Source organism: Vibrio sinaloensis DSM 21326 (assembly GCF_000189275.1).
Taxonomy (GTDB): domain Bacteria; phylum Pseudomonadota; class Gammaproteobacteria; order Enterobacterales; family Vibrionaceae; genus Vibrio; species Vibrio sinaloensis.
The window spans coordinates 62,752-83,845 of record NZ_AEVT01000106.1; the positions used below are offsets into that span (position 1 = coordinate 62,752).

The 21,094-nt window shown below is 45.2% G+C and carries 16 protein-coding genes; 3 read left to right on the forward strand and 13 right to left on the reverse strand.

Annotated elements, in window-relative coordinates; all coding sequences use genetic code 11:
- Nucleotides 1-7 precede the first annotated feature (7 nt).
- From RH45_RS19630 to sixA, 7 genes are all read right to left on the reverse strand, one after another.
- A complete protein-coding gene (locus RH45_RS19630) occupies nt 8-727 on the reverse strand; it encodes a protein phosphatase CheZ (protein ID WP_008080708.1) in 720 nt (239 codons plus the stop codon).
- Between the two features lie 36 nt (nt 728-763).
- Nucleotides 764-1,132 (reverse strand): chemotaxis response regulator CheY, encoded by a 369-nt coding sequence (gene cheY / locus RH45_RS19635; protein ID WP_006879571.1) that lies wholly within the window; start codon nt 1,130-1,132, stop codon nt 764-766.
- 43 nt (nt 1,133-1,175) lie between these two features.
- Complete coding sequence (locus RH45_RS19640) at nt 1,176-1,910, reverse strand: RNA polymerase sigma factor FliA (RefSeq protein ID WP_008080709.1); 735 nt, start codon at nt 1,908-1,910, stop codon at nt 1,176-1,178.
- Nucleotides 1,903-2,790 (reverse strand): MinD/ParA family protein, encoded by an 888-nt coding sequence (locus tag RH45_RS19645; RefSeq protein WP_008080711.1) that lies wholly within the window; start codon nt 2,788-2,790, stop codon nt 1,903-1,905. Before RH45_RS19645 ends, RH45_RS19640 begins: the two co-directional genes overlap by 8 nt.
- Before the next feature lie 13 nt (nt 2,791-2,803).
- Nucleotides 2,804-4,282, reverse strand: coding sequence for a flagellar biosynthesis protein FlhF (flhF, locus tag RH45_RS19650; protein ID WP_008080713.1), 1,479 nt, complete (start codon nt 4,280-4,282; stop codon nt 2,804-2,806).
- Nucleotides 4,283-4,311: 29 nt separating this feature from the next.
- Complete coding sequence (gene flhA, locus RH45_RS19655) at nt 4,312-6,405, reverse strand: flagellar biosynthesis protein FlhA (protein WP_008080715.1); 2,094 nt, start codon at nt 6,403-6,405, stop codon at nt 4,312-4,314.
- A gap of 234 nt (nt 6,406-6,639) precedes the next feature.
- Nucleotides 6,640-7,104, reverse strand: a complete 465-nt coding sequence (gene sixA, locus RH45_RS19660) for a phosphohistidine phosphatase SixA (RefSeq protein ID WP_008080717.1) — start codon at nt 7,102-7,104, stop codon at nt 6,640-6,642.
- 309 nt (nt 7,105-7,413) lie between these two features.
- Between sixA and RH45_RS19665 the strand changes: the two genes are divergently transcribed.
- Nucleotides 7,414-10,188, forward strand: a complete 2,775-nt coding sequence (locus tag RH45_RS19665; protein WP_008080719.1) for an insulinase family protein — start codon at nt 7,414-7,416, stop codon at nt 10,186-10,188.
- On the opposite strand, the gene RH45_RS19670 is transcribed toward RH45_RS19665, so the two are convergent.
- On the reverse strand, nt 10,185-10,784 hold the full coding sequence (locus tag RH45_RS19670) for a VOC family protein (RefSeq protein WP_008080720.1): 600 nt from the start codon (nt 10,782-10,784) through the stop codon (nt 10,185-10,187). The genes RH45_RS19665 and RH45_RS19670 overlap by 4 nt on opposite strands.
- Nucleotides 10,785-11,029: 245 nt before the next feature.
- On the opposite strand from RH45_RS19670, the gene argS reads away from it, so the two are divergent.
- A complete protein-coding gene (gene argS, locus RH45_RS19675) occupies nt 11,030-12,763 on the forward strand; it encodes an arginine--tRNA ligase (protein ID WP_008080721.1) in 1,734 nt (577 codons plus the stop codon).
- A gap of 102 nt (nt 12,764-12,865) precedes the next feature.
- Nucleotides 12,866-13,294 carry an HIT family protein gene (locus tag RH45_RS19680; RefSeq protein WP_008080722.1) on the forward strand — a complete coding sequence of 143 codons (429 nt, stop codon included), beginning with the start codon at nt 12,866-12,868 and terminating at the stop codon, nt 13,292-13,294.
- Between the two features lie 70 nt (nt 13,295-13,364).
- Here RH45_RS19680 and RH45_RS19685 read toward each other — a convergent pair whose 3' ends face one another.
- The 5 genes from RH45_RS19685 to RH45_RS19705 all read right to left on the reverse strand — a co-directional run.
- Nucleotides 13,365-13,595: a FeoC-like transcriptional regulator gene (locus tag RH45_RS19685; protein WP_008080723.1), complete on the reverse strand. Its 231-nt coding sequence runs from the start codon at nt 13,593-13,595 to the stop codon at nt 13,365-13,367.
- Nucleotides 13,592-15,868 carry a Fe(2+) transporter permease subunit FeoB gene (gene feoB / locus RH45_RS19690; protein ID WP_008080726.1) on the reverse strand — a complete coding sequence of 759 codons (2,277 nt, stop codon included), beginning with the start codon at nt 15,866-15,868 and terminating at the stop codon, nt 13,592-13,594. Before feoB ends, RH45_RS19685 begins: the two co-directional genes overlap by 4 nt.
- Nucleotides 15,868-16,095 (reverse strand): FeoA family protein, encoded by a 228-nt coding sequence (locus tag RH45_RS19695; RefSeq protein ID WP_008080728.1) that lies wholly within the window; start codon nt 16,093-16,095, stop codon nt 15,868-15,870. The genes feoB and RH45_RS19695 overlap by 1 nt, the downstream gene beginning before the upstream one ends.
- Before the next feature lie 671 nt (nt 16,096-16,766).
- Nucleotides 16,767-20,102, reverse strand: a complete 3,336-nt coding sequence (locus tag RH45_RS19700; protein ID WP_081467681.1) for a helix-turn-helix domain-containing protein — start codon at nt 20,100-20,102, stop codon at nt 16,767-16,769.
- A 218-nt stretch (nt 20,103-20,320) separates the two neighbouring features.
- Nucleotides 20,321-21,094 (reverse strand): zinc ABC transporter substrate-binding protein ZnuA (locus RH45_RS19705; protein ID WP_008080736.1); only part of this gene is annotated, 774 nt, incomplete at its 5' end.

A 21,094-nucleotide genomic window follows, 5' to 3' on the forward strand; every position in this document is an offset into this window, starting at 1 on the left:
GTTACCTCTAAAACCCAAGACTCGAGAGTAAGTCATCGACTTCGTCTTGTGATGAAACGGCATCATCCCTTTCTTGAGGGTTTAGTATCGGACCTTCTGGGTCCGTCGATGCTTTCTTCTTGTTATCTGAACTTTCATCCATTTGGCCGTTACTAAACGCCGTTAGGATTTCGACTAACCTGCCTTCCACTTCGTTAACCAAAGTGATCACACGAGAGATGATTTGACCCGTTAAGTCTTGGAAGTCCTGAGCCATTAGAATCTCGGTCAGTTGACCGCGTAACTCAGAGCTGTCCCCTTCCACCTGACTGAGAAGATCGTCAATGCGATGACACAAGGCTTTGAATTCAGCAAGGTCAATGCGCCCATGCATCAGTTCATTCCATTGGGGACGCACTTTGAGTAAACCTTCATGCAGGTTGTCTGCTATCGGCATACAGCGGTCTACTGCATCCATGGTTTTATTCGCAGCGACTTCCGTTTTATCAATAACGTATTGAAGGCGATCCCTTGCATCTGGGATTTCGTCATTGGCAATTACGGTCATGCGCTCATCGAGTGTGAACTGCTTGATAGACTCATGAAGATCACGAGTCAACTCACCTATCTCTTGCAGCATAGGATTTGAAGCGTTCTCATAGATCTCTTTAACAAGTGCATCGGCTTGCTGCTGCTGTTCACTTTCTAACAGCTCAACGAGATGTTTTGCCTGTTCTAATGAAATCATTCTAAATTGGCCTTTAGCGCCATCAGTCTTAACGACTTATAAACGCTCAAAAATTTTGTCTAGTTTTTCTTTTAGCGTAGCTGCTGTAAACGGCTTAACAATGTAACCGTTAACACCCGCTTGAGCCGCTTCGATGATTTGCTCGCGTTTTGCTTCAGCAGTGATCATTAGCACAGGCAGATGTTTTAGTTCATCGTCGGCACGGATATGCTTAAGCAAGTCGATACCTTGCATGCCTGGCATATTCCAGTCTGTTACAACAAAGTCGAACTCACCTTTCTTAAGCATAGGTAACGCCGTTAAGCCATCATCAGCTTCTTGGGTGTTGTTGAAACCCAAGTCGCGAAGTAGGTTCTTAACGATACGGCGCATTGTTGAGAAATCATCAACAATAAGGATTTTCATATTTTTATTCAAAATTGCCTCCACTGAGTTCGAGATCAGTGTTTTACTCATTATTTGTCCATGCACTTAACTTAGTGCGTAGACGCTGCATTGATTGACTTAAGATTTGACTGACGCGTGATTCGCTTACACCAATCACATCGCCGATTTCCTTTAAGTTTAACTCTTCATCGTAATAAAGCGAAAGTACTAGAGCTTCTCGTTCTGGCAAAGCTTTGATCGAATCGACTAAAGCTTTACGAAAATACTCGTCTGCAACCCCTTGAAAAGGTGTATTTGCTTCATCGTCGTCTTCCGGCGATATTACATCTTCCGATACGCCCAGATCTTCGATCCCTACTAAGCGGGAACAATTGATGTCGGCCAGAGCGCTATGATACTGCGCCAAACTCATCCCTAAGTGCTGCGCGACTTCTGCATCGGTAGGATCACGATTCAGTTCCCCTTCAAGAACTGAAATAGCTTGGCTGATCTCTCGATTATGTTTATGGACAGAACGAGGAACCCAATCCCCGCGCCGAATGTCATCGAGCATCGCACCTCGGATACGAATACCGGCATAAGTCTCGAAGCTAGCGCCTTTACTACCATCGTAGTTTTTTTGCGCTTCTAGCAAACCGATCATGCCCGCTTGAATAAGGTCTTCAACCTGAACACTTGGCGGAAGCCTGCCAAGTAAATGGTGAGCAATACGCTTCACCAACACCGAGTACTTTTCGAGAAAAGCACGCTGGCTGTTTTGGTTTGCATATTGGTCATAGGTCAGGGCCTTATTCACCAAATGGTTCCTCTAGCATTTCTGTTCTATTTAGTAAGCGTTCTACAAAAAACTCAAGGTGTCCACTTGGCGTTTTAGGAATTGGCCAAGTAAGTGCTTTATTCGCTAATGAACCAATCGCTAATGCGGCTGGAGAGCGAGGGAAAGCATCGACAACAATCTTTTGTTTCTTAACGGCTTGTCGAACTTTATCATCTAATGGAATACATGCTACGAGCTCAAGGCTAACATTCAAGAATCGCTCTGTGACCAATGTCAATTTTGCGAACAATTCTCTGCCTTCTCGATAGCTTCTGACCATATTTGCAACGATTTTAAAGCGCTGCACTTGATGCTCCTTACTCAACAACTTGATTAAGGCATATGCATCAGTGATCGATGTAGGTTCATCACACACGACTACCACAACGTCTTGGGCAGCACGTGAAAAGCTGACTACCATATCAGATATACCAGCGGCCGTATCAATTAATAATACGTCCATTTCATCTTCAAGACTACCGAAAGCTCGGATCAAACCGACGTGTTGAGCATGGGTTAGCTCTGTCATTGATTGAGTTCCCGATGTCGCTGGGATAATTTTTATACCGTGTGGACCTTCGACAATCGCATCTTTCAGATCGCATTCGCCAGCCAGCACATGGCCAAGATTTCGTTTAGGTCGAATTCCTAGCATGACATCGACGTTCGCTAGGCCTAAATCAGCATCAAGGACCATTACTTTTTGCCCTTGACGAGCCATACAAATCGCCATACCCAATGTCACATTGGATTTACCAACGCCACCTTTACCACCCGTGACAGATATGACCTTAGTTAAAGAAGGTTGTGTTAAGCGGCGTAGCCCGCTTGCTTGGTCTTGTATCATATTATTTGTCATAATCGTCCGCCGCCTAGAACCTTTCTGCTTCACTGTTCCAGTAGTGAGGCTCATCATCTGTCGACTTCTCTAGTAATTCGTTTGCCTTGGCTACCATGTACTTAGGTTGAGCAATCACAATATCTTCTGGTACTCGTTGCCCGTTAGCGATGTAAGCGACTGGGAGCGCATTTTGCACTACGACACTTACAAACTCACCTAGACTCAATGACTCATCCAGTTTAGTCATGATGCATCCAGAGAGAGGGATACGCTTAAAGTGGTCAATGGTTTCTTGCAACACTTTTCTTTGTGCCGTTGCTGGCAATACCAAGTAGCTGTGAATCATTTCACCACTTTCATGCATTAGGGTGTCTAACTGCTCCGATAACCTAACATCGCGTTGGCCCATGCCTGCTGTGTCAACAAGAATTAGGCGACGATTCCTTAACTGATATATTACATCGGCTAACTCTTTGGAATCTTTAGCGACTTTTACGGCACATCCCATAATTCGGCCATATATCGCCAATTGTTCGTGCGCACCAATTCGGTAGGTATCGGTTGTTACGAGTGCAACATTGTCTGCACCCCACTCCATGGCAGCACGTGCAGCAAGCTTAGCCACTGTGGTGGTCTTACCCACTCCAGTAGGCCCGAGCAATGCAACCACACCGCCACGTTTTAAAATATCTTGTTTGGAAATTGGAATCTGATCAGAGACTAATCCAAGTAGCGCTTTCCACGCTTTTGTTGGTGGCGTGTCTTCCGGAATATAACAAGCCAATTGATCCGCTAAATCAGACGATACGCCCATACGCTCCAAGCGTTTAATTAACATGGCACGCAAGGGCTCTCGACGCTCGACTTCTTGCCACATAAGGCCAGACACTTGATGCTCAAGAAGACGACGAATGGACGTCATTTCCTCTTTCATATCTTCTAGGTCTTCATTGGAGACTGGCGTTTCTGTCGGTCGAGAACGTTCGTACCGTGTTGGGTCTAAGCGCGCTTCTGGTCTTTCTACACGACGATCTTCCGCAATTAGCCGCGCTAAGGGCGAATCTTCTTTCAGTTGCACGCGTTCACTGTTTTGTGGTTGCCCAGAAGACTGCTGACGCTGGAGCAATGCCGATAAAGAATCAGCACCTTGCTCTTGTTCGTCTTCCTCAGGTTTACCACCGCTATACTGTTTCAGCATATTGGCGAAGCGCTTAGTCATTGAACGCCCAGAGTCAGCCTGAGTTTGCAAAGTCACACGGTCGTCTTCCAGTTGACGCTTTGATTGCGTGGGTAAGGAAGCAGGCGCCTGACGAGGAGCATGCCTTGGGCTAGAGCCATAGTTGCTGTTATTAGAACGATTCGCCGAGCTTTCGTTATCAACAGCAGCAACAATCTCTACGCCACCAGCGACTTTTTTGTTTGACATGATCACCGCATCGTCACCTAACTCCCCTTTCACTTGGAGCAGTGCCGTACGCATGTCTTTGGCAAAAAATCGTTTAATCTTCAATTTGGGTACCGTCTATTCACGCATCAGAGCTAGTTACCAACAGCTTGAACAATGCGAATTTGTTTCTCGTCTGGAATTTCCTGATAAGAGAGCACTCTCAACGATGGAATGGTGTTCTTCACAAACTTAGCCAAGGTTGAACGCAAGACTCCTGAGGTTAGCAACACGGCTGGTTCACCTTTAAGCTCTTGCTCTTGAGTCGCCTGACTTAATGATGATTGTAGTCGCTCTGCCAAACCTGGTTCGATTCCTGCGGATTCTCCTCCAGACGCCTGCATGGTTTGATGCAATATTTGTTCCAGCTCTGGAATTAAGGTTATCACTGGCAATTCTGGCTCTATCCCATTGATTTCTTGAACAATTAGACGTCTCAGTGAAATCCGAACTGCCGCAGTGAGGATGTCAGGTTCTTGACTTTTGCTCGAGTACTCGGACAAGGTTTGAACAATAGTACGAATGTCTCGGATAGGTACCGCTTCGTTAAGCAGGTTTTGCAATACTTTAACGACCACGCCAAGCTGCAGTTGATCAGGTACAAAGCTTTCAACCAATTTCGGAGTACTTCGTCCCAACATTTCCAGGAGATTCTGTACTTCTTCGTGCCCAATAAGTTGAGAAGCGTTATTGGTAAGTAGTTGGCTTAAATGCGTCGCCAATACGGTAGATGAGTCAACGACGGTATAACCGAGCGCCTGAGCATGCTCTCTTTGATCTTCTCGAATCCATACGGCTTCCAAACCAAACGCGGGGTCAATTGTGGGCTCGCCATCGATCATGCCGTAAACCTGACCTGGGTTAATCGCCAGTTCCATATCTGGACGGATTTCCGCTTCCCCTACCGCGACCCCCATCAGCGTAATGCGGTAACTATTTGGTGTTAACTCAAGATTGTCGCGAATATGCACAGCAGGGATCAGAAAACCAAAATCTTGTGAAAGTTTTTTCCGAACCCCTTTGACTCGCTCGAGTAATTCACCTCCTTGGTCCTTGTCAACCAATGGAATCAAACGGTAGCCCACTTCCAAACCGACAATATCAACGGGTTGAACGTCATCCCACGAAAGCTCTTTCGGGGTTGGGGCTTCCGCTTCGGTCGTCGCGGGGAGATTGGTCTTTTCTTGCTCTTTTTTCTGCTTACGGGTGATCCAGTATGCAGCACCTCCGGCTAACGTCGCCAAAAGTAAAAACGCAAAGTGTGGCATACCCGGAACAACACCCATAACCCCCAAAATAGCAGCGGTAATCATTAAGGCTTTAGGGTTGTCGAACATTTGGAAAACGACTTGCTGTCCCATGTCTTCGTCTGTGTTTTGACGTGTCACCATGATTGCCGCACCAATCGACAGCAACAGCGATGGAATTTGAGCAACCAAACCATCACCGATGGTTAACAGGGTATAAATTTGAATCGCTTCGCCAAAACCTAGGCCGTATTGCGCCATACCGATAGATAAGCCGCCGATAATGTTAATAAACAGAATCAAAATACCGGCGATAGCATCGCCTTTAACAAACTTAGACGCACCGTCCATCGAACCATAGAAGTCGGCTTCTTTGGTAACTTCTTGACGACGTGTTCGAGCCTGATCTTGGTCAATCAAGCCAGCATTCAAGTCCGCATCAATGGCCATTTGTTTACCGGGTAACGCATCCAAGGTAAAGCGTGCACTGACTTCGGATATGCGCCCCGCACCTTTGGTTACAACCATAAAGTTAATGATCATCAAGATTAGGAAGACAACCAAACCCACAGCGTAATTACCGCCGATTACAACGCTACCGAACGCCTCGATAACGCTACCTGCCGCACCAGAGCCTTCATGACCGTAAAGTAGTACCACACGAGTTGACGCGACGTTCAATGCAAGACGTAACAAGGTCGCGATCAGCAGTACAGTTGGAAATGCGGCAAAATCCAATGGCCTGCGGGTATAAACAGTAACCAGCAAAACCACCATCGCTAACGCAATGTTAAAGGTAAAGAATAAGTCGAGTAGAAACGCTGGTATTGGCAAAACCACCATGCCCAACGTTGCCAAAACCATAACTGGCGCACCAATAGCTGGCATCGCTCTTTGGGGAATGTTTGGCAGCTTATCCGCAAAAGGTAAAGAAAACTTCATAGATTGGCGTTTACAAATGTCTATGGAAAGAGAAACTTAGCCTACTATGCAATTTCCAGTCCAGTTGAAATGTCAAATAACTGGCTGAATCTCAGTAGGATAAGTAAATATTGATTGTCGAGGAGTAAAGGTGTTCCACAGAAGGGGGTAAATAGAACACTGATTTTGCCCATTCTTCGCACTAATCACGGTTTGTTGACGTTTGATGTCAGCAAACCGCGAGGTGCTTTAACGTTATGGCTGGATATTGAAAGCCACGCTGGCTAGTTTTTCTTTCGCCGCGTATTCGATGCAAATAAGCCCAGAGGTCGGGAACATAGGGGGGACCATGTCCGTCACGAACTCTGCCGTTAAATAACCGACCAAAGGTAAATGCGAGACAAGTAAAATACTGTCGAGCTGCTCTACCTCAATCAGTGCATTGACATAATCTGCGACCTGCTCTGAGTCACCGTACGGCGTGATATCGTCGCTCGTCTCAATACTTTTGGCGTCAAACAAAGACGAAATCTCTTGCCAAGTCTGTTGAGCTCGCAAATAAGGGCTGACGAGAACTTTATCAAACTGCTTAATGCCTTGCTCTCGACAAGCATTAGCGACAGCAAAAGATGCACTTCTTCCGCGATCGGTTAACGCCCGCTCTGCGTCACTGGGGGCATAGTGTTCTGCTTCTCCGTGGCGCATAATAAAAATCTTCATGGCTTGTTCCTAAACTGCTCTTGGGAATGACTCTACCGTGATCGTTATGACGATTATTGTATCTGGATTGTACTTTCTACGGCAAAGCAGCAGCACCAGATTGATCACTTACATGGATAATTATATCAAGTAACACAGCAAAGACTCTGACTTTGTTAACACTCTTTTGTTCTGGGCTAGAGCTCTTATTCACTAAACTTATCAATCAGATTGTTTGCACACGCCGCTATCCGAGTCATAATTATTAGGTTAAATTGGACTTAAATAGTTGAAACCACATCTGAGTTTCATTCCATCGGAGAAAACCACGTGCATATTAGCCCGAACGACACCAATCAATATCGTTACCTAACATTAGACAACGGTTTGCGGGTCTTGCTTATTCATGATGCTAGCGCACAAAAGTCTGCGGCAGCACTTGCCGTCAACGTCGGTCACTTCGATGATCCGAGCGATCGGCAAGGCTTGGCGCACTACTTGGAGCATATGTTGTTTCTAGGTACTGAAAAATACCCTAAAGTCGGCGAATTTCAGAGCTATATTAGCCAGCACGGTGGCAGCAACAATGCATGGACGGGCACCGAACATACGTGCTTCTTCTTTGATGTTACGCCAAATTGCTTTGAACCCGCTTTAGATAGATTTAGTCAATTTTTCTCCGCGCCGCTGTTTAACCCAGAGGCATTAGACAAAGAACGACAAGCCGTTGAGTCTGAATACAAGCTCAAGTTGAATGACGACTCTCGACGCCTATATCAAGTCCACAAGGAAATCATCAACCAAGAGCACCCTTTCAGTAAGTTCTCAGTCGGCAACTTAGAAACTTTGGGGGATCGCGACGGCCAATCGATACGTCAAGAAATCATCGACTTCCATTATCAAGAGTATTCAGCCGATTTAATGACTCTTGCCGTAACAGGCCCGCATTCGCTAGAAGAACTGCAAGCATGGTGTGAAGAAAAATTCAGCATGGTTCCCAATCACAATCTAGCAGGTAAAGTCGTTGAGGTCCCTTATATCACACAAGGCTCTACATCAATTCAAGTCAACGTTGAGCCTGTTAAAGACATTCGCAAGCTGATCCTAACTTTCCCGATGCCCAGTATGGATCAGCACTACCAAACGAAACCTCTCTCCTACTTTGCACACCTACTCGGAGATGAGGGACCCGGTAGTCTCCTTGTCGCATTGAAAGATCAAGGCTGGATAACCTCCCTTTCCGCAGGTGGTGGCACCAGTGGCAGTAACTATCGTGAATTTACAGTGAGTTGCTCGCTCACATTAGAAGGTTTAGAGAAAACCGACGATATCGTTCAGGCCATTTTTAGCTACATTACGCTGATTGCGACAAAAGGGATGGATGAATGGCGTTATTTAGAGAAGAAAGCAGTACTAGAATCCGCTTTTCGCTTTCAAGAACCAACAAGACCGATGGATCTTGTTAGTCACTTAGTGATCAACATGCAGCACTACCAGCCTACAGACGTTATGTATGGCGACTATATGATGCTAGAGTATCAACCTGAACTGCTCTCTTCTTTGCTGGCGTATTTTAGCGTAGATAATTTAAGAGTAACCTTAATCGCGCAGGGCCTTGATTACGATAAAACAGCAAACTGGTACTTTACGCCTTACTCAATAGCACCTTTCTCTGCTCAACAGAAACAGCATTACGTTCAACCGACCAGATTGTCGTTTACTCTGCCTGAACAAAACCCGTTTATTTGCTACGAACTCGATCCACAACCTCAAGAAGAACAACACTCCACTCCACAAGTCATTGAAGAGTTACCTGGTTTCAAACTGTGGCACCTTCAAGATGATGAGTTCCGCGTACCTAAAGGCGTACTTTATATCGCCATCGATAGTCCACAAGCGATATCGACACCGCGTAACATTGTCAAAACCCGTCTGTGCGTCGAGATGTTCTTAGACAGTTTGGCCAAAGAAACTTATCAAGCCGAGATCGCAGGCATGGGCTACAACATGTACGCTCATCAAGGTGGGGTCACGTTAACTGTCTCTGGATTTAGCAAGAAACAACCGGAGTTGATGCAGCTAATTTTACGGCGCTTCGCAAACCGCGACTTTAGCCAACAACGTTTTGATACCATTAAGCAGCAAATGCTTAGAAATTGGCGAAATGCTGCGCAAGACCGCCCTATATCTCAGCTGTTCAATGCTCTTACCGGTATACTTCAACCAAATAACCCTCCATATGCGGTGCTATTGGAAGCTTTGGAGACCGTTGAAGTGGACGAGTTGGCCAGTTTTGTCGAAGGCATTCTGGCGGAACTGCATGTTGAGATGTTCGTCTATGGTGACTGGACAAAAGCGGATGCTTTGAGCTTAGGAAACACCCTCAAAGATGCACTGCGCGTACAGAACCAACAGTATGAAGAGTCACTACGCCCATTAGTTATGTTGGGTGAGAATGGCTCATTCCAGCGCGAGGTGTTCTGCGACCAAGAAGATTCAGCGGTCGTGCTTTATTACCAATGTGAGGACACAAGTCCACGTAGCATTGCGCTTTATTCACTCGCCAACCACCTAATGTCTGCGACCTTTTTCCACGAGATCCGCACCAAGCAACAGTTAGGCTACATGGTTGGTACTGGTAATCTCCCTCTCAATCGCCACCCTGGTATCGTGTTGTACGTACAATCTCCGAACGCTGCACCTGGGGAGTTGATCGCATCCATTGATGAGTTCTTGAATGCGTTTTATATGGTATTGCTTGAGCTCAATGAATATCAATGGCACAGCAGTAAACGGGGATTGTGGAATCAAATCGCGACACCAGATACCACCTTACGCTCAAGGGCACAGCGTTTATGGGTTGCAATTGGGAATAAAGACACCGAATTCAATCAGAAAGATAAAGTACTGCAAGAACTAAAGACGTTAGACCGTAGCGATATGATTCGCTTTGTCGTTAACGAACTCAAACCAAGAACGGCCAACCGATTGATTATGCACACGCAGGGCAATGCACACCACGAGTCAGAGAAGCTCGAACTTGGTTTAGAGATTGGCTCAATTGAAGAGTTTCAATTAAGACCGAAGGACGTCGAACTGGGTTAACCCGCTTGCTCAGACTTAACAATATTCTTCAATGAATGGGGGTGGAGCTTAATGCACACCCCTTTATGTTTAAAGGCGACAGTAGGGTTATTCAAACGCTCACCTTCTCCTTTCGGGCTAGAAAGTTTGATTTTGACACCTTGCTCTTCAAGAGATGGGTAATTTTCAGCAAACTGCGGGAATTGTCGCTGAAGATCGCACAAATAGTCATCCGCAGTTTGCGCAGCAGAAGGCACGACGAATTCTACGTGCTCCCAACTTTGTACGGGATACAATTTTCCTTCTGCAGGATAAGGCAGTTCTAGGCACTCAATCTTCCAACCTTGAGCCTCTAACGGCTGACTAAATTCAATCACAATAATCGGACGTCCATTAATGGTAGCCGTCGAGATCTCTTCACCAAACTTAAGCCACTCTTGGTGGGCCATTTGTGCTAGTTCTACATCATTTATACGCAGTGCGATGTGATCCGCTTGAAAAGCCGACAAATTAATATGCAAGATTTGGCTTAACTGTTGGATTTTATGCATAAAATCGTCGAGTTTGCTCTGCATTTGAGTAGGCATTAATTCAGCATCAATCAGTCTTTGAGACATTTTCTATCATCCAAAACATTAATTTTTCTTCAATACTAACAAGATCATCAGGAAAAGTAGAAAATTTCCCAGTTCACTCCCTATAAGCGCGCTCATAAAGTTGGTATTATGTGCTCCAATTTATGAACTAGATCGAGATATGCATTCATTTCACCTCGGTGAATAATATTCAAGAGTAGCCCTTAGCTCACCTTGACCTCTGGAATGTATACCCAACCAATTCCCTAGAATTGAAGGAAGCGCGTGTGAATATCCAAGCACTTATTAATGACAAAGTTTCTCAGGCTTTAGAAGCCGCTGGCGCACCTGCAGGAAGCCCTGCGGCTGTTCGCCAATCTGCAAAACCACAATTTGGTGATTATCAAGCAAACGGCGTAATGGGCGTTGCGAAAAAGCTCGGTACTAACCCTCGCGAATTTGCACAAAAAGTATTGGATGTTCTAGACCTAGATGGTATCGCGAGCAAAACTGAAATCGCTGGCCCTGGTTTTATTAACATTTTCCTAAGCGAAGAGTTTCTAGCGAAACAAGCTGACGCAGCGCTGGCTGACACTCGTCTGGGTGTCGCTGAACAAGCACAGCAAACCATCGTAGCCGACTACTCTGCACCGAACGTAGCGAAAGAGATGCACGTTGGTCACCTGCGCTCAACCATCATTGGTGACGCTGTGGTTCGCACGCTTGAGTTCCTAGGTCACAAAGTAATCCGCGCCAACCATATCGGCGACTGGGGTACTCAATTCGGTATGTTGATCGCTAACTTAGAGCGTGTACAACAAGAGTCTGGTGAAGTTTCGATGGAACTGGCCGACTTGGAAGCCTTCTACCGTGAGTCGAAAAAGCTATACGACGAGGACGAAGAGTTTGCCGTTAAAGCTCGTAACTATGTAGTAAAACTTCAGGGCGGTGACGAGTACTGCGCTGAAATGTGGAAGAAACTGGTCGATATCACCATGATTCAAAACCAGCGTAACTACGATCGCCTAAACGTATCGCTTACTCGTGATGACGTGATGGGTGAAAGTATGTACAACGACATGCTTCCGCCAATTGTTGCTGATCTGAAAGAGAAAGGCATTGCTCAAGAAGATGACGGTGCTCAAGTTGTTTTCCTTGATGAGTACAAAAACAAAGATGGTGACCCGATGGGTGTTATCATTCAAAAACGCGACGGTGGCTTCCTTTACACCACAACGGATATTGCTTGTGCTAAATACCGTTACGAAACTCTAGGTGCTGACCGCGTACTGTACTTCATCGACTCTCGTCAACACCAACACCTAATGCAAGCTTGGACAATCGTTCGCAAAGCTGGCTATGTTCCTGAAGAAGTCACCCTAGAGCACCATGCGTTCGGTATGATGCTGGGTAAAGATGGTCGCCCATTCAAGACTCGTGCAGGCGGTACTGTACGTTTAGCTGATCTTTTAGATGAGGCAGAAGAACGCGCAATCAAACTGATCGAATCGAAGAACCCAAGCTTAGAAACTGAAGAAAAGACTAAGATTGCCAACACGGTTGCGATGGCGGCAGTGAAATACGCGGATCTGTCTAAGCACCGTACAACCGACTACGTGTTTGATTGGGACAACATGCTAGCGTTTGAAGGTAATACCGCACCATACATGCAGTACGCTTATACACGTGTTTCTTCAATCTTCGCCAAAGCAGGTATCTCAGTTGATCAACTAGCGGGTGATATCAAGGTTACAGAAGAGAAAGAAAAAGCATTGATCGCGAAATTGCTTCAGTTTGAAGAAGCAGTGCTATCTGTTGCTCGCGAAGGTCAGCCTCATATCATGTGTAGCTACCTATTTGAACTTGCTGGTCAGTTCTCTAGCTTCTATGAAGCGTGCCCAATTCTAAATTCAGAAGACGAGTCAGTGAAGCAAAGTCGTCTGAAGCTCGCAGCTCTAACCGCTAAGACGATCAAACAAGGTCTATCTTTACTGGGTATTGAAACTCTAGAGCGCATGTAAGCCACGTAAAGTGTGAGTTTATTGAAAAAGGTTGACGTGCAAGCGTCAACCTTTTGTTTTATTTGCCTTATACTCAGCGTAAAACTAATTTTGGAACTTAATATGAGCTTTGAACTTCACCCTCAATTAGCCAAAGATACCACGATACTTGGTCAGTTCCCTTTGAGCGTCGCGTTGCTGCATAAAGACAATGCTGTGCCATGGGTCATTCTGGTCCCTAAACGTGCCAACCTAAAAGAACTTCACCATTTACCTATGCAAGAGCAGCAGCAATTTTTGCTTGAGTCACAAGCCGTTAGCCAAGCTCTAGAGGCGACGTTTCAGCCAGATAAACTCAATCTGGGTGCACTAGGTAACATGGTGCCACAACTGCATATCCATCATATCGCAAGGTTCAAAGACGATGTGGCATGGCCTGGGCCGGTTTGGGGCAATACACAGGGGACATTTCGAACTCAAGCTGAGCAGCAAGAGCTGCACACGCGCATCAGTAACGTGCTTTCTTTGAGTAGTTTGTTTCAAAAGGCTTAGTTTTTCTAATTAACCCTCTGTATTAGATACAAAAAAGCCGCTCTCTCGAGCGGCTTTTTAATCAGCTTCACTACATGGTAACCGTCATAGCCAAAGCATTATTGTTGACCTTAGTATAGCGGACTCGCGTAATATGCTGGCTAGCATTGGTATCAACGAGGCGCGAAATAACCCCTTTTCGAATCCAAACCGACAACATCGCATCCACTCCGTCTTCACTCATGTGAAACTGCTTCGCAAGTTCCCGCTGGGAGACGCTACCGTGCTGGTCAATATAAAGCTTCAGGTCCGAAAGTATCATGCCAATTTTACCTCTAACTGCTGAGCGGATTTTTGTCCTGCGGCTTTAAGCGCGCGGTAGGAAACAAATCCGACAGCAAAAATACCTACGATCCACGCGGCACTCGTTGCTGGGTGATCAACGAAATGAGTCGCCTGATAGTAAAGCGCAGCGCCGCCATAGGCTAATCCCATGGTCCAAACGGCAATGAAGCGAGCGTATTTCTGACCAAACTCACGCACATAAGCACCCATGGCTGCAACACATGGAGTGTAAAGTAAGATAAAGATAAGGTAAGCAAATGCCGCGTTACCAGACGCAAAGTATCCTTTCAGGTTACCAAAAATTGAAGCATCCACTTCTTGCTCTTCTGCTACCGCTTGGCTATCTGTCAAGTCACCAACTTCAATACCGAGTGGATCGGAGTAGCTCAAACCAGCTAAGTTGTCAGGAATCGACATAACCGCTTCCTCTAGACTTGCCATCAAATCGTACTCACCCGCGTCTTCATCACTTGGTGCGTAAAGACTATTTAACGTACCTACTACCGCTTCTTTGGCAAAAATACCCGTAATGATGCCAACGGTTGCTGGCCAGTTATCTTCCTCTACACCAATTGGAGCAAAGATAGGCGTGACCACTTGAGATACTTTCGACAGAACTGAATTCTCGCTATCTTCATTACCAAACGAACCATCGGTACCCACAGAATTTAGGAAACTCAAGATAGTCACTACCACGACAATGGTCTTACCCGCACCGAGAACAAAACGCTTCAGCTTTTGCCAAGTTTTGATGACCACGTTACGCATCGTCGGTAGCTCATAGTCTGGCATCTCCATGACTAAGCTCTCGCTTGAGCCCGGATAAAGAGTGTTTTTCAACACTAAACCAGTAAAGACAGCCGCGGCAATACCAAGTAAATACAAAGCAAATACAATGTTCTGGCCACTTTCTGGGAAAAACGCTGCTGCAAAAAGCGCATAAACAGGAAGACGCGCACCGCACGACATAAATGGAGCCATAGATGCTGCCAACTTACGTTCACGCTCTTGGTCTAACGTTCGCGTCGCCATGATGGACGGCACGTTACAACCGAAACCGAGAACCAGTGGCACAAATGCTTTGCCTGGCAAACCAATCTTCTGCATTACTTTGTCGAGAACAAAGGCGGCACGAGACATGTAGCCAGAACTTTCTAGAACCGCTAAGAACAGGTACAAACAAGCGATAACAGGAATGAATGTCGCAACCGTTTGGATACCACCGCCTACACCGTCGGCGATGAGGGTAACCAACCAGACTGGTAGGTGATCATCCAGTAAGTAATGTCCGCCATCAACCAGTAAAGCGCCGACACCAATATCAAAGAAATCAATAAATGCGCTACCGATATTAATTGAGAACATGAACATCAAGTACATCACAACAAAGAAGAATGGGACGCCTACCCACTTGTTCAGAATGACCGCATCCACTTTTTCTGTGAAGTTATGGCTTAGTTTGCCCTCAGTACGACGGATATGTTTGCATTGCTCATGTAGGAAAGTGTACTTCACATCAGCAACAAGTAAATCAACGTCAATATCTAAACTGGCACGTACAGTTTGCACTTTCTCACGTTCAGTTTGGGCAAGCGCGTTATTTACCATGAGATCGTTTTCAAGAGCACGGATCGCCATCGCTCGAGGCGCAACTTGAGTTTGCTCAGCGAATACTGGTTCTACTTCTTTGATTGCTTGCTCAAATTCGCTGCCGTAGTTCAACTGCAACTCATCCAGAGCCACACCCTGCACGATCGCCTTGTGTAACTGAGCTTTAAATGACTGAACCTGGCCACGATTGTTAGCAGAGATGGCAAAAACTGGGCAACCCAGCATTTTCTCCAGAGCTTTGGTATCGATTGTTTGACGCTCTCGCTTAAGCGCATCCATTTTATTTAGGACAACAACCATAGGGCGACCGAGTTCGCGCAGTTGCAATGTCATATATAAGCTGCGCTCTAAACATGTCGCATCAACAACGTTAATAATAAGATCCGCAGGATGAGTAAGAACGGCGCGAGAGGCAATCGACTCATCGATGCTATTGCTATCGTTACCACTGTCTAACGCATAGATGCCAGGTAAATCAGTAAGAGAAAAGTGATCGCCAGAATGTGAATACTTACCTGTTTTCTTCTCGACAGTGACACCTGCCCAGTTACCAACTTGTTGTTTAGCACCAGTCAGGCCGTTAAATAGAGTTGTCTTACCACTGTTAGGATTACCAACAGTCAGAATTTGGTATTCCATTAGTTCACCTCCACAGTGATCGAATTTGCGATGTTTTCACGAACCGCCAAGGAGACTCCGCGTACCTCGACTTGCAGAGGGTCACCCATAGGTGCTCTGCGAATTAAAGTTACAGGGGTTTTCGGTAGCAGCCCCATAACCATCAGTTTCTTTCTTACGTCGTTAGAGAGCTCATTGAATCCAGTAATGGTGGCTTGTTGCCCTTGTTGTAATTGTGAGAGTTTCATAATCAGGCCAGAATATACAAATGAAAAGTATTTTTATTAACGCTCGCAATTCTATCCTCACCACATGTAACAAATCTTGTCTGAAATCAATCTTTGCACTTTTGCTGGTCGTTAGTTTCGTTAAAAAAGCTCCCGTCAATTACGTTAAAAACCAAGCATCGCAAACTTATCCCAAAAGTAACTCGAGACAAAAATAAGTAAAAAACTGAGTAAAAACAATTTAAAAACAACAACTTAATAAAACTGTCGCTTTTATCATGTAACAATGGCGTTAATTTTATAAGTAAAATAAGGCGGTACGTTTATAGTTAATCACGTCAGCGGGGACATCCCTAAAGACAAAGAATTCCAGAGGTGGCGCAACCGCGTCACTCCGGCAGCAAGCGAAGGTGTCATTGGCACCCGTGGTATAGTCCCCCCGGCTATACCACGTTATTTTTTCTTATCTCTTATCTCTTATCTCTTATCTCTTATCTCTTATCTCTTATCTCTTATCTCTTATCTCTTATCTCTTATCTCTTATCTCTTATCTCTTAGATAATTTCCCAAAACAAACCCGTCGGTAAAGCATCACCGCTTCTAACGCAATGTCATTGAGACTCAACGGCTTGAGTACTGGAAAAGAAACAAGGTATAGCCCTCCATGATTGAAGGGCGTGTGGATTGTTAGATTAGTGTTCTTTTTGTTCTACGAACTGGGTAGGTGGGACACCAAAGCGATGCTTGAAGCGTTGGCTAAAATAGGACGGGTCGTTGAAACCACACTCAAACGCAACGTCTGAGACTTTCTCCCCGGCTAATAATCGACGACATGCATTGTCTAAACGCACTTCCGTTAAATACTCGGTAAAGGTCTTTTCTATACTGGATTTAAGGCGCCGCTGTAAGCTTCGTTCAGAAACAAACAATAGCTTCGCTGCAGCTGAGGTACCAAAATCGGGATCGGCGAATCTTTCATCAACGAGGTTGCGAACTTTATTAAGCCAAGGATCTTCATTCGACGAGTCAAGGTGCTCTTCCTGTGGTGACGCTAAAATAACCGATTCTTCATTAAACGAGTCACTACCCTGCCAAGTCAACTCCAACAAGTTTCTATCGGGTGAGCTATGAGTCGTCATGTTGCCACCACTTTGTGCCACTAAATTTTGAATGGTTTGCAGTGCGACAGACTGGTTGTAGCTTTCTAGAGAGTCTCCTTGATCGACAATAGCTAAGGTGATCCATTGCTCTTCTCGACGAACCGTCATCAATACCGATTGATTTCGGTAACAGCGCTTGGTAATGCTGTCCATAACACTGTTCAAAAGCTCGTCGAGGTTAAAATTAGACAAACAAACATAACTTTCGGACTCTTCGTTTGATGTAAACTCTACCTGTATACCCAGCTTAACCAACTCTTCTTCCCAGCCGTTCAAAACCGAGTGCAGGATCAAGTCTAGGTTATATACGGGCTTGGCTTCACCATTCGTTGTCCTTACATGCAGCAGTAAATCCAACTCTTGCATTAGATAGTCGAGCACTTTTTTATACTGGCTAGAATTCGACAAAAGCTGCTCTGCTGCTTGGTTATTGAGCCTCTCTTTCATCGACTCAATCGATTGATCCATAATCAGACGACGAATTTGCAGTTGTTTGCGCAATTGCTGATTGTTGCTGAGTAAGATGCGACTTTGATGGCGAAGCTGATTGGTTTTTAGGGCAACCTGAGCTTTCAGTTGACGGTTTACTCTGGTCATAATTCGAGAACGCCAATAAACGATACCGGCCAGCAGTGCAGACACCACGATAAAATAACCAATTAGAGCATAGTTGGTTAAAAACCAAGGTTTAGCGACGTAAAAATCAAACTGGTTACTTTGCCCACGCTGATTTTTATTCAGTACCGCCCTAACATCGAGCTGGTAATGGCCTGGCATCAAGTGATCAATATTGAGCGTAGAGCCATCTAGAAGTTGCCACTCTTCCTGATTTAATCGATATTCTAAATGCACTTTATTGACTTGAGGTAAAACACCGAATTGAAACGAGATCGACTCTCCATACCCCAACTCGAGCTGATGTTTGCTCGCTTCACCTAACGAGCGTAAAGTTTGATTCACTTTGACTTGGCCAATAATCACCTTAACATCGGGTAGCCGACTCACAACCAACTGATGCGTGTTCACCTTAACGAGCCCAGTATAAGTACCTAATATTAAAGTCCTCTGACTGTCTGAACCATAACTACAAAGGCCTGGAGCAAACTCATTACTGATCAATCCAAACGGCTCACCGTAGTGGCGCACCAACTGTCCATCTCGCGCATAACGCGATAGTCCGGCCGAAGAAGTTAGCCAAACCCCATCTTGATTCGCAATGAGACATTTGGGGGTAATGTGCCCATCTAGCAGCCCTATTGGTTCAACATGGCCGGTATTGAGGTCAAATTGATACAAGCCATAACGACCGGCAACCCAAAGATTTTTATCTGAGACTTGAACAATGTTGGTCACTAATCCGTAGGGGATGCTCTCACCAATGAAGTTGACTTGACCATCTCGCATCACATACACACCATGCTCCGTGCCAAGAACCAGATAACCATGGGAAGTCACTGTCATCTCTGTAAGCTGTGCAGGTAAGTACTTCCTTATCATCCATTCAGCGCCATACTGAGTTAGTTGGCCTGTTGTCAGTTGGTAGCTCCAAAGTTGTTTGTCACTTGCCCCCCACAACTGATTGTTGTCATCCAGCTCAATATATCGAATAGGCGACGATTTTAGATAAAGGGGTAACTCAGAATCATCGATCATTTCCCCAGTGACGGCATCAATACACTTAATGCCCTCATCAGTAGCAAGCCAAAGAACACCATTGATCTCAACCAGGTCGTGAACCTTACCTCTATAGATGAGTTGCTTTGAACTTACTTTAGTGAGGCTCACTTGATAAAGACCCACATCTGAAAGCATCCAATAACCTTCGCTGTTTTCCATTCTGCGTAAGTAGTGGGCAATATTTCGGTTTATACCCGTCGACATCAAACGTTCAGGATAACGTTCAAAGTTATGAGAAAACTGGGAGAAATATCGAACACCTCTATCAGTCGCGATCCAGATACCGCCAACATGGTCGTTGAGTAGCGCATAAATTTTGCCATGTTGAACAATGCTGTCATTCGAACCCGATGAGGTTAAGCGCTGAGTTTCACCAGTCAAAAAGGAGTAGACGATTAACCCCTTCTCAGTTCCTATCCAATACTCTTGACTGGTTTCAGTAATGCTAAGGACATGCGAACCTTCGATCTCTTTGACCGCTTTACTCGGATCTTCGATATTAAATATCAGAGCACCATTTAACGAACCAATCACCAGCTCTCTACGTTTATCCGAGAAGTAGAGTTTTTCGACATAGTGTTGGCCAGAGCTAGCGATATGATCAAACCGTGAACCATCAGAGAGATAAACCCCTGCATTGGTCGCGACCACCCATTTGGAGAAGATGTATTTCGCGTCATTTATTTGGATATTGGAGGTTTGGCTGTACTGATAGAGAGACAGCAAAGAGTAAGTATTAAAGTCTCCTGTATCGACGTCATACGTATAAAAGCTGGTGTCGTCTGACAGCCAAATAAATCGCTTAGAGGCTCCTATCCGCTGTATCTCAATACCTGGCTGCAAACTAAAAATCAGTTCGCGTTCTTTATTTGGCTCTGTTCGATATATTTCATTGTGGAAGAAAGACCAAAATGCATTATCAATAAAAGCAACTTGGTCAACATCGTGCTCAATCGCGGATCCAGAGCCAGGAATGATATCTTGGCCGTCAAAAAACAGAATCTGATTGCGAACATCTTGAAACCAGATGCCCCCCCCATCAGCCAAAAACAGTTGTTTAGCCGCAAAGACCTTTCCTTGTGCTTGCGTTGGTAAAGGATAGAACACCGTTGGTGTAGGCTCTGCAGCCTTTAGCGCAAAAGCAAAGTTGAAAAAAATAATTATCCAGAAGGCTCTAGTCACCAAAAGCATCCCTAACAGCAATAAAGAAAGAAACGAGAATCCGTTGACGTGCACAGCAATTATACCGTCAACTTAACTATTTATTTTGTGGAGATAATTATCTAAGAATAGGAAGATTTCACAAGTCAGACTGCGACTTGAGGCTGACTTTTCTAGCCAAACTCACACCTAGAAGTGGAACGTTATGTGAATCTGTTGAAAAAGGGAGCGATGTGCTCCCTTTTTGATTAACCTTTTAAGCAATTAAGAAAACTATCAGCTAGCTGTTGCTTGAATTTAAAGTAGGCGCCAGCCCCGACTGGAACATCTGTACCAAGAGGATCAAGAACGCCGATGTTGGCATTACTACCTCGAGTCACCGACTCAACGACGGCAGGAGTAAATTGGGGTTCTGAGAAAACGCATTTTGCCTGTTCTGCAGTCAACGCTTTACGAATCTTGATCAGCGTTTTTGCACCCGGCTTACGTTCAGGACTCACAGTAAAGTGACCCAGTTGGTTGAGCTCAAAATCTTGCTCAAAGTAACCATAGGCATCATGGAATACAAAGTAGCCTTGATCTTTAATAGGCTCCAGAGCTAGCTTCAGCTCGTTTTGCTGTTGCTCTAGAGTACCCAAAAACTTCACTAGATTACTCTGATATGCTTGCGCATTTTGACTATCAATACTCACCAGCTTATCGGTGATGGCTTGCGCAACTTGCTTTGTCGTCTTGTAACCCAACCAAAAGTGCGGATCATGGCTACCGTGATCATGGCCATGATGATCTTCATGCCCACCACTAAACTCACGCAGTTCCAACCCCTCTACTTGGCTCAAGGTAAGCACTGATGACTGCCCTTCAAGCGACTTAACAAGGAAAGCTTCTAGATCACGGCCAAACCAAACGACTAAATCTGCACTACGAATACGCTTTACATCAGAAGGTTTAAGCGCATAATCGTGCGGAGAAGTGTTTGAACCAAGTAGAACACCAGGCTCTGTGACACCAAGAGTCAGTTC